The sequence below is a fragment of the Marinobacter xestospongiae genome (genome assembly GCF_023156385.1).
Classification (GTDB): domain Bacteria; phylum Pseudomonadota; class Gammaproteobacteria; order Pseudomonadales; family Oleiphilaceae; genus Marinobacter; species Marinobacter xestospongiae.
In genome coordinates this window covers 11967-24150 of sequence record NZ_JAKZAK010000002.1, presented here as the reverse complement: position 1 = coordinate 24150, position 12184 = coordinate 11967, and the positions used below count along the sequence as shown (strand labels likewise).

Sequence of the window (12184 nt, the reverse complement as noted above, 5' to 3'; positions counted from 1 at the left end):
TTACATCTCGCCGGAGTCGGCCTCTTCCACCATGGAGGTGATGGTGTCGAGAATTTCCTGACCACGCTCACCAGCGGCTTCGAGGTAGATGTCACGAACGCCCATGCTGGCATCGCGGAACACCGCCCGTTGCTCGTCAGTCAGCTCAACCACTTCGATATCGCTGTTCTGGGTGATCTTTTCCAGGCGCTCGCCGTTGAACTCGGCCTGCTTCTGGTAGATGTAGTCGACCAGTTCGGCACGGGTGTCGTCCAGCCACTTGCGCTGGTCGTCGGGCAGAGACTCATACCACTCCTTGTTCGACACCAGGGTGGTGATGAACTGGGCGTGATTGGCCAGGGTCATCGCTTCCTGAACTTCGTAGAAGCTCATTTCCTCGATGGCGAAGATCGGGTTTACCTGACCGTCGATCTGCTTCAGCTGCAGGCCGCTGTATACCTCGGAGTAAGGCATTGGCGACGGGTTGGCGCCGTAGGCCTTGTAGGACTCGGTCAGAATCGGGGAGGTCATGGTGCGCATCTTGAACTCGGAGAAATCCGCCGGAGTACGCAGCGGCTTGTTACCGGTCCAGACCATCCAGCCTTCTGGAACAATACCCAGAAGCTGCATGTTCTGTTCGGCGTAAGGGGAATCGAACAGGTTGTGGACCTTGCTGCTGGACAGCACTTCCTTGTTCACGTCGTTGTCGTCAGACAGCACGAAGTGCAGGGTGAAAACCCCCACTTCCGGGATGACGGATGCCAGGTGACCCGGGGACGCGAAAGCCAACTGGATAGAACCGTCCTGAACCAGCTCGGTCAGCTGTGAGGATGTGCCGAGGGCACCGTAGGGGTAGATCTCGATCTCGATCTGTCCATCGGACATGTCCTCGATCTGGCGCTTGAATTCCTGAGCGTAGGCATCCTGGACACTGCCTTCGATTTCTTCCAGCGCGAAGCGCCAGGTCACCGGTTCAGCCTTCTCTGCCGGTTCTGCGGATTGGCTGGATGAGCTCGATGAGCTTGAGCTGGAGGTGGAAGCGGCCTCCTGCTCGGTCTCGCCGCTGTCGGAGCAGCCGACCAGAACCAGCGAGAATGCAAAGATCAGGCTTCCGAGCCAGCGTGTGAGTTTCGTCATTTGTTATCTCCTTTGCTGTGTCGTCCTCTAGAACTAACGTGTGCAAACTGTTCCTAACAGCCTATTAGATAGACACATTTCTTGATGTTTGCCACCTATATCACCCTATACTGTATGGACGCACATTGGAAACGGAGTCCAGTTTATGGCCGAACCGAGCGAGGAAAAACAAGCTGCGGGTATCGGAAACATCTTAAAAATTCCCCTTCGTTGGCTTGATACAGGCCTCAACTTCATCGAGAAATCCATTCTGATTGTCGGCATCCTGCTGATGGCCGGCGTCAGTGTCCTGAACGTCTTTGCCCGCAACCTGGGCGCCAGTCTGTCGTTTGCAGACGAAGTTGCCCAGCTCCTCGTGGTGGTGGTGACCTTTGTCGGTGTCGGCTACGGCGTCCGCAATGCCCGTCACATCCGGGTATCCGCCCTCCATGACCTGCTACCTCCCTTGGGGCAGAAAATCCTGCTGACGATCGTCAGTTTCGTCTCCTGCGCGCTGTTGGCCCTATTGGCGGTGTACGCCTGGGAATACGTCATGAAGCTGCAGGCGTCCGGCCGTCGCATGCCATCGCTGGGGATGCCGCTGTGGACGGTGTACCTGATTGCACCCATTGGTCTGGCGGTTGGGTCGGCCCAGTTCCTGCTTGCCGGCGTGCGCAACCTCATCAGTCCGGGGGCCTGGCTGTCCTGGCACAACCCGGATGAATACGAGGACGAGCTCGACGAGATGACGTCGGAGATCGGGCTGAAGGACGACTTTGCGGGAACGTCGGAGACGGAGAAGAACAATGGATAACCTGATCGACATGCTGGGCCTGGGCGGCCTGGATCTCGCCTCAATGGCGGTGGTGGTTGCCGTGGTGATGGTGGTGCTGCTGCTGATGGGCTTTCCGATGATGGTACCGCTGCTGGTTGGGGCGATGGTGCTGTTGTTTACCCAGTTCCCGTTCATGGAGGGGCCGGTGATCATCCAGCAGATGATCGGCGGGATTTCCCAGAGCGTGCTGGTGGCGGTGCCCATGTTCATACTGGCGGCCGACATCATGATCAAGGGCCACACAGCGGACCGGCTGCTGGACCTTGTGTCCAAGTTTGTCGGCCATCTTCGCGGTGGCTTGCCCATGACCACGGCAGTGTCCTGCACACTGTTTGGCGCCGTGTCCGGCTCGACCCAGGCAACGGTGGTGGCCATGGGCCAGCCCCTGCGACCGAAAATGATAGAAGCGGGGTATTCGGACAAGTTCACCATGGCGCTGATCATCAACGCCAGCGACATCGCCCTGTTGATCCCGCCGTCGATCGGCATGATCATCTACGGGGTGGTTTCCGGCACCTCGGTGGGTGACCTGTTCATCGCCGGTATTGGTCCCGGTCTGCTGATCCTCGCGCTGTTCTCGATCTACTGCTACTTCAAGTCGGTCAAACTGAAGATTCCGCTGATGGAGAAGGCCCCATGGCCGGAGCGGATCACCGCGCTGAAGCGGGCGATCCTGCCGATGGGGTTCCCGGTGATCATCATCGGTGGAATCTACTCCGGGCTGTTCAGCCCGACCGAGGCCGCCTCCATGTCGGTGGCTTACGCCCTGGTGCTGGAAATGGCAATCTTCCGTCAGGTCAGCTTCAAGGACCTGCCCAGCATCGCACTGTCCACCGGTCTGATCACCGCGGTGGTGTTTATCCTGGTGGCCGCAGGTACTGCCTTCTCCTGGGTGATCTCCTTCGCCAAACTGCCCGAGCTGATGCTCGGCGGGGTCATCGAGAACGCGGCGGACAGCCCTTACATGATCCTGGGACTCATTGCGGTGTCCTACTTCATCGGCTGCATGTTTGTGGACCCGATTGTGGTGATCCTGATCCTGACGCCCATTTTTGCCCCGGCGGTCGCCGCGGCGGGCATTGATCCGGTTCTGGTGGGTACCCTGGTCACCCTGCAGGCGGCAATCGGCTCGGCGACACCGCCGTTCGGATGCGATATATTCACCGCCGTGGCCATTTTCCGAAGGCCCTACCTGGATGTGATCGCGGGTACACCACCGTTTATCGTGCTGCTCCTGCTGTCGACGGTGTTGCTGATCCTGTTCCCGCAGATCGCGTTGTTCCTGCCTGGTTTGATGGAGTAGCGAGCCGGGCCATGATCGAGTTGATTAGCCGCCATGAAAAACCAGACCCACGCCATGCTGTTCGGGCTTGGCGCCGTCCTGCTTTGGTCCACCGTCGCCACGGCCTTCAAGCTGTCTCTACGAGAGCTGAGTCCGGTGCAGATGCTACTGGTGGCCTGTGTGGCGTCTGTGGTGGTGATTGGCCTGGTGCTGGTGGTCCAGGGCCGCTGGCGCCAGGTGTTCTCGCTGCGGCGGGGGCAGTACCTGCAATCCCTGCTGATGGGGCTGATCAATCCCTGCCTGTACTACTTCCTGCTGTTCGGCGCCTTTGACCGGCTGCCGGCGCAGGAAGCGCAACCCCTGAACTACACCTGGGCACTGGTGCTGGCGTATCTGTCGGTACCGTTCCTGGGGCAGCGGCTGCGTCGCGCCGACATCATTGCCGGCCTGATCTGCTACAGCGGGGTGGTGGTGATCGCCACCCGGGGCGAGGTACTGTCACTGACCTTCTCGAATCCCGCTGGGGTCGCTTTTGCGCTCGCCAGCACCCTGGTGTGGGCATCCTACTGGATTCTCGCAACCCGCGATGAGCGCGACCCGGTGGTGGGGCTGTTCCTCAACTTCGTCTGTGGGTTGCCGTTCATCGTCCTGGCCTGTGGACTCACCGATGGCTTTGCGTTCGATCCTGGTACCGCCTTCTACAGTGCCCTGTACGTGGGCATTTTCGAAATGGGACTGGCCTTTGTGCTCTGGTCCTATGCCATGAAGCGAGCGGAGAACACTTCCCGCATCAGCAACCTGATCTTTATCTCACCGTTCCTGTCGCTGGTCTTTATCTACCTGATTCTCGGCGAAGTCATCCTTGGCTCCACCTACGTAGGGCTGGGCCTGATCATGGCCGGATTGTGGGTGCAGCAGCGCAAGGTCCGTGACAAGGTCGCCGAAGCCGAGGCGGTGTGATCCCGTGTCGTCTCAAACTCTCTGGCATCTGTATCTGGTGAGAACCGCGTCCGGTGCGCTCTATACCGGCATTACCACCGATGTCCCCCGACGGTTTGCCGAGCATCAGGCCGGTGCCCCCAAAGGGGCGAGGAGTCTGCGTGGGAAGGGGCCGTTGACCCTGGTTTTCAGTACCCCGGTGGGTACCCGTGCCGAAGCATCGCGGCTGGAGTGGCAGGTGAAGCGCTGGCCCAGGGCCCGTAAACAGGCCCTGGTGACCGGGGAGCTGGAATTGGCCGAGCCGGCCGTTTCAGCGGCTGAGCACTGACATCATGCCGCGGGTGATCCGGTCCGGCAGCCACTTGCTGGCCAGTGAGAGGGATTTGAACTGCCGGCTTACCAGGTGATGAACCTCATGGCCCCGGTACGCCTTCCACACCTCCTCCGCCAGATCTTCCGCAGTCAGTGACACTCCCAGGCGCTCGATCACCGGGGCGCGAAAGCTCTGGTTATCCACCATCGGCGTCTTGACGAAGGGTGTCATGATGTCCTGTACCAGGATATCGTGGCGCTTCCACTCGATATTGAGGGCTTCGGTCAGCCCTCGCACGGCGAACTTGGACGCCGAGTAACTGGCGAAATGCGGGGTGCCATACAGCGCTGAGGCTGAACTCATGTTGATGACCCGGGCGCGGTCGGTCTGTTGCAGCAGTGGGAACGCGGCCAGGCATACCCGCATCAGTCCGCTGACGTTGATGTCAAGGATACGGGCGTGCTCCGCCATGGGGATGTCTTCAAAAGGCCCGACCCGCAGGATGCCGGCGCAGTTGAAGAGGATGTCGAGACGGCCGTCGGCAAAGCCATCAAAGGCGGCCAGGGCGTCGGTGACGGACGCCTGGTCTGTGACATCCACGGCCCGGGTCCAGTGTTTGCCCCCCAGGGACTGGTTCAGGTTGGTCAGTGCCTCGCCGTTGACGTCCATCAGGCCCAGGCGCCAGCCCTCCCGGGCAAACAGCCGGGCGGTAGCGGCGCCGATGCCGGACGCGGCGCCGGTAATCAAGATGGTGTTCATAGTGCCTGGTGCCTCCGAATGTGTTGACCTGCCGCCTGGATGGCGTCGGTGGCCCGGCTAAGCTGGCCGGCGTGAACCTGAAACACGTGCCAGAGCCCGTTGTAGACCTCCAGCGCCACTTCGCCACCCTGCTCGCGAACCTTACGCGCCAGACGCTCGGAATCGTTGAGCAGGATTTCCTCACTGCCCACCTGTACCAGCATCGGTGGCAACCCAGACAGGTCGCCGAACAGCGGCGAGATGTAAGGGTGGTTGCGGGGTTCACCGTGGCAGTAGAGCCGGGCGGCATTGTCGATCCAGCGCTGCTGTAGCAGCGGTTCGACCACTGGGGTGTACAGGCTGGTGTGGGTCAGATCGGTCCACGGTGACAGCAGGGTCAGTGACGCGGGCAGGGGCAGCTTTTCGTCACGCAGTCGCATCGCCAGTGCCAGTGACAGACCACCGCCGGCGGAGTCACCGGCCACGGACAGCCGATCTGCAGGAATGCCCTGGTCCAGCAAGGCCCTGTAAGCCGAGACGGCATCGTCCAGGGCGGCCGGGTAAGGGTGTTTGGGTGCCAGCCGATAGTCGATGGCATAAACCGTGGCCCCGGTGGCTTTGGCCAGGTGACCGGTCAGTCCTCGGTGGGTGGCAGGAGAGCCGACGATGTACGCGCCGCCGTGCAGATACAGCAGGCCATAGCGGTCGTCGCTTTGACAGCTTACCTTGAGCGTGTCGACGCCACCGAGCGTGGTGCTCTGGAAACGGCTGCCCAGAGGAGGCAACGAGCTGCGGTAGGCCTGGCGGATCAGGGTCCGTTGCAGCGGGACGCCCAGTGACGGGTTGAGCATCGGTTTGACCACCCGTTGCAGGGTTTGGCGAAGGCCAGTGGCCAGCGCGGACTGAAGCATGGCGTGTCTCCTCAAAGAGGCGATGTGGAATGGCTCAAAGATCCATAAGGTTAGGCGGCTTGCCGGGTGCCGCCAATGGCTTGGCTGACGTTGCCAATCCGGCACTCCCAAGGGTAACCGGATTGGGGGCCGGTTATGCTACTCTTTGGCTAAATTCAGGCGCCAGCGGCAGTCCAGGCATCTGCAGTCACTTCCGCCATGGCCAACAAGTCACCGATTGATGACGGGCGTTTAATCCCTCGTGTACTGGAAAACCGATAACATAGAAATTCCCGATTGGGACCGGCAGTCGCTGTTGGCCAAGCTGGTGCCGTTTGATCCGGATCAGCCCGGCGAACTCGGTGCGGAAGCCACGGCCTACTGCCGTTATTACGGTCTGGATCTGTGGGTGGAACATCCCGCAGTCCGGTACCAGCAGGGGCTCCTGCAGGCCGGTGGTCATAAGGTGGTGTTGCATTACTACCGTCAGCCCGATGCGGAGTCGTGCCGGGGCACGGTCTTTATCCTCCACGGCTACTTCGATCATGTGGGGCTCTACAGTCAGCTGATTGATCGTTGCCTGGGGGCCGGATTCGACGTGCTGGCCTACGACCAGCCGGGACATGGTCTGTCCAGTGGCACACCGGCGGCCATTGGCAGCTTTATGGAGTACCAGGCGGTGTTGTGTGACGTCATGGCACGGGTCCGTTCGCAGTTGCGTGGTCCCTGGTTTGCGGTTGGCCAGAGCACCGGTGGCGCGATTCTGATCGACTACCTGCTGTCGAACCGTCACGACACCGACTCCTCGGCTTTTCGCCGGGTGGTGTTACTGGCACCGCTGGTGCGTCCCACCGGGTGGCTGGGGGCCAAGGTCCTTCACAGTGTGATGCGGCCGTTTATCAAGCGCTGGCGTCGGCTGTTCTCCGAGAACAGCAGTGACGGCCGGTTCCTGCGGTTCCTCAAGGAGCACGACCCGTTACAGGCCCGGGCCGTGCATGTGGACTGGGTGTCGGCGTTAAGGCAGTGGGTGCCGCATATCGAGTCGTGCCCACCGGTGGATTACCCGATCACCGTGGTGCAGGGTGAAAAAGACCTGACGGTGGACTGGCAGCACAACCTGCGGATCATCCGCAACAAGTTCGCCGACGTCGAGGAAGTCCGGATTCCCGATGGCCGGCACCATCTGGTGAACGAGGCGAAGGATCTGCAGGCCACAGTGTTCAACACCATTGTGGAAACGTTTACCAGCGACCAGACAGATCGATACCCGGAAGCCTGTTGAGGGTAGAAGACTTCCAGCAAACGGCTGGATTCACATAACAGCAGAGGTGTAGTTGCAGTGAAAAAGACAATCCTGGCCGTTACAGCGGCAGCAACGCTGAGCGGGTGTATGACCTACGATCCATACACCGGCGAAGAGAAAGTCTCGAATGCCACCACCGGTGCGGTAATTGGCGCTATTGGCGGCGCAGCGGTAGGTGCTGCAACATCCAGCAAGAGTGATCGAGGCAAGGGTGCGCTGATCGGTGCGGCCTCTGGTGGGGCCATCGGTGGCGGTATTGGCTATTACATGGACCGCCAGGAAGCCCAGCTTCGCCACAAGCTGGAAGGCACCGGTGTACGGGTGGTGCGCAATGGCGACCAGATTGAGCTGGTGATGCCGGGCAACATCACTTTTGATGTCAGCCAGTCCACCATCAAGTCGTCGTTCCATGGGGTGTTGGAGTCGGTGGCACTGGTACTGAAGGAGTTTGACCAGACCATCATCAACATCGAAGGGCACACCGACAGCACCGGCTCACAGAACTTCAACCAGTTGCTGAGTGAGCGTCGGGCGGGGTCAGTTCGAGACTTCCTGCTGGCGCAGGGCATTCAGTCCGGTCGTACCCGGGCTGTGGGCTATGGTCCCCGTTACCCCATCGCCACCAATTCCACGGCGGCCGGTCGTGAACAGAACCGGCGGGTGGAGCTGACCCTGGTGCCGATGCAGCAGTAATACCCTGCATGGCATCCGGAGCCGCCCCGACGGGCGGTTCCGGGACAGCTGGCCGGTGCTCAGTTGGCGTTGCTGGGCAGCCAGTCGTCAATACGGGCCTTCAGATCCTGCAGTTTGTCTTCGCCGGCATCCCGAAGGTTGGACAGTTCCTGACGTGCTGTCTCGACCCGACCCTCCAGATCCTTGATCTTCTCCGCGAACTCCCGTTCAACCTCGGCTTCCGCCGCTTCGTCCCGCGCTTCGGCAATGCGGGCATCGGCCTCGCTGCGCAGGTTGTCGATCTGCTTGCTCCACTTCTCGGACTGGGTTTCCAGTTTCTGCAACAAAGAATCCTTCAGAGACATGGGATGCTCCTTGATCTTGTGTGGGTGATGCAGGGCTTTTGTGCCCTGACCCTTTAGACCATGGCTGCGCGACGGCATTTTACAAGGTGGCCGGCATGAATAGCGGCTTACGGGTCGTTAATCCGGCCCGTTCTGACAGGCACAAAAAAACCGCGGCGCAGGCCGCGGTTTTCGGAGGGTGCCGGTTACCGGCGACGATCGACCTCCAGACTCAGAACAGCACCCGGCAGCGGATGGTGCCCTTGACGGACTTGAGCTTCTCCAGCGCCAGTTCGCCGTACTCCTTGTCCACATCGATGACCACGTAGCCGATCTCTTCCTTGGTCTGCAGGTACTGACCGCATACGTTGATGCCGTTCTCTGAGAACACCTGGTTGATCTCGGACATCACGCCCGGCACGTTCTCGTGGATGTGCAGCAGGCGGTGCTGGTTGGGGTGTGACGGCAGGGCAACTTCCGGGAAGTTGACGGACGACACGGAGGTGCCGTTGTCGCTGTACATGGACAGCTTCTCGGCCACTTCGCGACCAATGTTCTCCTGCGCTTCCATGGTGGAGCCGCCCACATGCGGGGTCAGGATCACGTTGTCAAACTCACGCAGCGGCGAGACGAACTCTTCGTCGTTGGACTTCGGCTCCACCGGGAACACGTCAATCGCGGCGCCCAGCAACTTGCCGCTGCTGACGGCTTCAGACAGCGCGTCGATGTCGACAACGGTACCGCGGGAGGCGTTCATCAGAATGCTGCCCGGCTTCATCTGGGCGAACTGCTCGGCACCAAACATGTACTTGGTGGCCGGTGTTTCCGGAACGTGCAGGCTGACCACGTCAGCGATGTTCAGCAGTTCCTGCAGGGTGCTGACCTGGGTGGCGTTACCGATCGACAGCTTGGAGACCACATCGTAGAAGTACACTTCCATGCCCAGGGACTCGGCCAGGACGCTGAACTGGGTACCGATGTTGCCGTAGCCGATGATGCCCAGTTTCTTGCCGCGAATCTCGTAGCTGTTCTTGGCGGATTTGATCCACTCACCACGATGGGCCTTGGCATTCTTCTCGGGTACACCGCGCAGCAGCAGGATAGCCTGTGCCAGCACCAGTTCCGCGACACTGCGGGTGTTGGAGAACGGCGCGTTGAACACGGCGATACCGCGGCGGGTGGCTGCTTTCAGGTCCACCTGGTTGGTACCGATGCAGAAACAGCCCACGGCCACCAGCTTCTTGGCAGCGTCGAATACACGCTCGGTCAGTTGGGTCCGGGAACGGATGCCAACAAAATGGGCGTCGGCGATCTTCTCGATCAGATCGTCCTCGGCCAGAGAATGAGTCAGGTACTCGATGTTGGTGTAGCCTGCGGCGTTCAGTGTATCAATAGCGGATTGATGCACGCCTTCCAGCAGCAGGATACGGATTTTGCTCTTTTCGAGAGACGTATTAGACATGGGCTTGCTTCCAGACCTTTCGTCGCGTGGTAAGACAGAAGTGTCATCTGTGCAGCCTGGCGTCGTCTACTGCAAGGGGGCAGGCTCACAGAACAGGGGCGGTATGATACCATAAACGCAGATTTTCACAGCGCATCAATTCGCTCGGATCAATTCCACTTTCCGATAATGCTTATGCGCCTAACCGTTAACGTGCCATCCTGATTGAGACCGGAACTTCCATGACTCCCGAACAGATCATCGCCACGCTCAAGACCCTGGTGGATGAAGGCAAAGTCCTGACCGATCCCGCCGACCTGGACAACTACGGCAAGGACTGGACCAAGATCTATCCGCCCAAGCCCCTGGCCATCGTGTTTCCCAAGACCACCGAACAGGTGCAGGCACTGGTGAAATTTGCCAATGAGGCCGACGTGGCGCTGGTACCCTCGGGCGGACGTACCGGTCTGAGTGCCGGAGCTGTCGCGGCCAATGGTGAAGTGGTGGTGGCGTTCGACTACATGAACCAGATTGTCGATTTCAACGCCAGTGACCGTACCGTGCGTTGTCAGGCCGGGGTGATCACCGAGCAGTTGCAGACGTTTGCCGAGGACAACGGCCTCTATTACCCGGTGGATTTCGCCTCGGCCGGGTCCAGCCAGCTGGGTGGTAATTTGTCCACCAACGCCGGCGGTATCAAGGTGATTCGTTATGGCATGAGCCGCGACTGGGTGGCTGGTCTCACGGTGGTGACGGGCAAAGGCGATGTCCTTGAGCTCAATAAGGATCTGGAGAAGAACAACACCGGTTACGACCTGCGCCACCTGTTTATCGGCGCCGAGGGCACTCTGGGCTTCATCACCGAAGCCACCATGAAGCTGACCCGCAAGCCCGACAACCTGACCGTGCTGGTGCTGGGGCTCAATGACCTCACCAACACCATGGATGTGCTGCAGACCTTCCAGAACCGCATCGACCTGACGGCGTATGAGTTCTTCTCCCATCAGGCCATGCAGCATGTACTGGCGCACGGCCAGGTGCAGGCACCGTTCGAAACCGAGGCGCCTTACTACGCGCTGCTGGAGTTTGAGGCGGTGTCTGACCAGGTGATGGACGATGCCATGGGACTGTTTGAACAGTGTGTCGAGAATGGCTGGGTGCTGGATGGGGTGATCAGCCAGAGCGAAACCCAGGCCAAGAACCTGTGGATGCTGCGCGAAGGCATCTCCGAGTCCATTGCGCCCCGCACGCCCTACAAGAACGACATCTCCGTAGTGGTGTCCAAAGTGCCGGAGTTCCTCACCGAGATCGACCAGGTGGTGACCGAGCATTACCCCGACTTTGAGATCATCTGGTTCGGCCATATTGGTGATGGCAATCTCCACCTGAACATCCTCAAGCCGGAAGATCTGCCGAAGGAGGATTTCTTCGAGAAATGCCAGCAGGTCAACAAATGGGTGTTCGAGATTGTCGAGCGTTACCAGGGCAGTGTCTCTGCCGAGCATGGCGTGGGCATGACCAAGAAGCCCTACCTGCAGTACACCCGCAGTGAGACCGAAATTGACTACCTGCGAGCCATCAAGCAGGTGTTTGATCCCAAGGGGGTGATGAACCCCGGCAAGGTGTTCGATCTGTGAAACCGCACATTGTCGTACTGACCGGCGCTGGTATCAGCGCCGAAAGCGGGCTTTCCACGTTCCGTGACAACGGCGGTCTGTGGGAGCAGCACAGTGTGTACGACGTGGCCACACCGGAGGCTTTCGAGCGCAATCCGGAGCTGGTGTTGCGGTTCTACAACGAGCGTCGCCGCCAGCTGGCCAGTGTGGAGCCGAACCGGGCCCATCAACTGCTGGCGGAGCTGGAGGCGCAGTATCGGGTCTCCATCGTGACCCAGAATGTGGACAACCTGCACGAACGCGCCGGTTCAAGCCAGGTGATCCACCTCCACGGTGAACTCACCAAGGTGCGCAGCAGCCGCTATCCGGACCAGGTTTACGACATCGGCTGTGACCCGATTGCCCTGGGCGACACCTGTGATCGTGGCGCCCAGCTCCGGCCCCACATCGTCTGGTTTGGTGAAGAGGTTCCGATGATCGAGGTCGCTGCGGACGTGGTGCGTACCGCGGACCAGCTGCTGATCGTAGGGACGTCATTGCAGGTCTACCCCGCCGCCGGACTGGTGCATGAGATTGACGCTCATGTGCCGATCACGGTGATCGACCCGGGCGAGCCGGCGAGCGTGTCCCGTGCCCGGGTGATTCGCAAGGGCGCCAGCGAGGGCGTGGCGGAGTGGTTGACCAGCCTTATGCTGTAGCAACCAGGCAGCGACCGG

The 12184-nt window shown here is 60.3% G+C and carries 13 protein-coding genes; 8 read left to right on the top strand and 5 right to left on the bottom strand.

Annotation, left to right across the window (positions count from 1 at the left end):
* Positions 1–1116, bottom strand: coding sequence for a TRAP transporter substrate-binding protein (locus MLD24_RS01900; RefSeq protein WP_248163382.1), 1116 nt, complete (start codon positions 1114–1116; stop codon positions 1–3).
* Positions 1117–1261: 145 nt separating this feature from the next.
* Between MLD24_RS01900 and MLD24_RS01895 the strand changes: the two genes are divergently transcribed.
* Genes MLD24_RS01895 through MLD24_RS01880 form a run of 4 tightly spaced genes read left to right on the top strand, consistent with a single transcriptional unit; the run spans position 1262 to position 4479 of the window.
* The gene (locus MLD24_RS01895; protein WP_227175261.1) at positions 1262–1909 is read left to right on the top strand and encodes a TRAP transporter small permease; all 648 of its coding nucleotides are present in this window, start codon (positions 1262–1264) and stop codon (positions 1907–1909) included.
* A 43-nt stretch (positions 1910–1952) separates the two neighbouring features.
* On the top strand, positions 1953–3233 hold the full coding sequence (locus tag MLD24_RS01890) for a TRAP transporter large permease (protein WP_227176065.1): 1281 nt from the start codon (positions 1953–1955) through the stop codon (positions 3231–3233).
* A gap of 33 nt (positions 3234–3266) precedes the next feature.
* Complete coding sequence (locus MLD24_RS01885) at positions 3267–4172, top strand: DMT family transporter (RefSeq protein ID WP_227175262.1); 906 nt, start codon at positions 3267–3269, stop codon at positions 4170–4172.
* A 4-nt stretch (positions 4173–4176) separates the two neighbouring features.
* Positions 4177–4479, top strand: a complete 303-nt coding sequence (locus MLD24_RS01880) for a GIY-YIG nuclease family protein (protein WP_227175263.1) — start codon at positions 4177–4179, stop codon at positions 4477–4479.
* On the opposite strand, the gene MLD24_RS01875 is transcribed toward MLD24_RS01880, so the two are convergent.
* A complete protein-coding gene (locus MLD24_RS01875; RefSeq protein ID WP_248163381.1) occupies positions 4462–5223 on the bottom strand; it encodes an SDR family oxidoreductase in 762 nt (253 codons plus the stop codon). The genes MLD24_RS01880 and MLD24_RS01875 overlap by 18 nt on opposite strands.
* Entirely contained in the window at positions 5220–6113 is an 894-nt protein-coding gene (locus MLD24_RS01870) for an alpha/beta hydrolase (protein ID WP_248163380.1), read from the bottom strand. Before MLD24_RS01870 ends, MLD24_RS01875 begins: the two co-directional genes overlap by 4 nt.
* A gap of 241 nt (positions 6114–6354) precedes the next feature.
* Here MLD24_RS01870 and MLD24_RS01865 point away from each other — a divergent pair, with 241 nt between their 5' ends.
* Together MLD24_RS01865 and MLD24_RS01860 are read left to right on the top strand one after the other, a co-directional pair.
* Entirely contained in the window at positions 6355–7374 is a 1020-nt protein-coding gene (locus MLD24_RS01865) for an alpha/beta hydrolase (protein ID WP_227175266.1), read from the top strand.
* Between the two features lie 57 nt (positions 7375–7431).
* On the top strand, positions 7432–8088 hold the full coding sequence (locus MLD24_RS01860; protein ID WP_227175267.1) for a YiaD family glycine zipper/OmpA-like lipoprotein: 657 nt from the start codon (positions 7432–7434) through the stop codon (positions 8086–8088).
* Positions 8089–8147: 59 nt separating this feature from the next.
* On the opposite strand, the gene MLD24_RS01855 is transcribed toward MLD24_RS01860, so the two are convergent.
* Together MLD24_RS01855 and serA are read right to left on the bottom strand one after the other, a co-directional pair.
* A complete protein-coding gene (locus MLD24_RS01855) occupies positions 8148–8432 on the bottom strand; it encodes a hypothetical protein (protein ID WP_227175268.1) in 285 nt (94 codons plus the stop codon).
* 211 nt (positions 8433–8643) lie between these two features.
* Positions 8644–9873: a phosphoglycerate dehydrogenase gene (gene serA, locus MLD24_RS01850; protein WP_248163379.1), complete on the bottom strand. Its 1230-nt coding sequence runs from the start codon at positions 9871–9873 to the stop codon at positions 8644–8646.
* A gap of 221 nt (positions 9874–10094) precedes the next feature.
* Here serA and MLD24_RS01845 point away from each other — a divergent pair, with 221 nt between their 5' ends.
* Together MLD24_RS01845 and MLD24_RS01840 are read left to right on the top strand one after the other, a co-directional pair.
* Positions 10095–11489 carry an FAD-binding oxidoreductase gene (locus MLD24_RS01845; protein ID WP_248163378.1) on the top strand — a complete coding sequence of 465 codons (1395 nt, stop codon included), beginning with the start codon at positions 10095–10097 and terminating at the stop codon, positions 11487–11489.
* Complete coding sequence (locus tag MLD24_RS01840) at positions 11486–12166, top strand: SIR2 family NAD-dependent protein deacylase (protein WP_248163377.1); 681 nt, start codon at positions 11486–11488, stop codon at positions 12164–12166. The genes MLD24_RS01845 and MLD24_RS01840 overlap by 4 nt, the downstream gene beginning before the upstream one ends.
* The last annotated feature ends 18 nt before the right edge of the window (positions 12167–12184 follow it).

What these genes read in the sequence shown, in the direction of transcription:
- MLD24_RS01900 (WP_248163382.1), bottom strand. Translation starts at nt 1,116, where the DNA reads ATGACGAAACTCACACGCTGGCTCGGAAGCCTGATCTTTGCATTCTCG.
- MLD24_RS01895 (WP_227175261.1), top strand. Translation starts at nt 1,262, where the DNA reads ATGGCCGAACCGAGCGAGGAAAAACAAGCTGCGGGTATCGGAAACATC.
- MLD24_RS01890 (WP_227176065.1), top strand. Translation starts at nt 1,953, where the DNA reads ATGGCGGTGGTGGTTGCCGTGGTGATGGTGGTGCTGCTGCTGATGGGC.
- MLD24_RS01885 (WP_227175262.1), top strand. Translation starts at nt 3,267, where the DNA reads ATGAAAAACCAGACCCACGCCATGCTGTTCGGGCTTGGCGCCGTCCTG.
- MLD24_RS01875 (WP_248163381.1), bottom strand. Translation starts at nt 5,223, where the DNA reads ATGAACACCATCTTGATTACCGGCGCCGCGTCCGGCATCGGCGCCGCT.
- MLD24_RS01870 (WP_248163380.1), bottom strand. Translation starts at nt 6,113, where the DNA reads ATGCTTCAGTCCGCGCTGGCCACTGGCCTTCGCCAAACCCTGCAACGG.
- MLD24_RS01855 (WP_227175268.1), bottom strand. Translation starts at nt 8,432, where the DNA reads ATGTCTCTGAAGGATTCTTTGTTGCAGAAACTGGAAACCCAGTCCGAG.
- serA (WP_248163379.1), bottom strand. Translation starts at nt 9,873, where the DNA reads ATGTCTAATACGTCTCTCGAAAAGAGCAAAATCCGTATCCTGCTGCTG.
- MLD24_RS01845 (WP_248163378.1), top strand. Translation starts at nt 10,095, where the DNA reads ATGACTCCCGAACAGATCATCGCCACGCTCAAGACCCTGGTGGATGAA.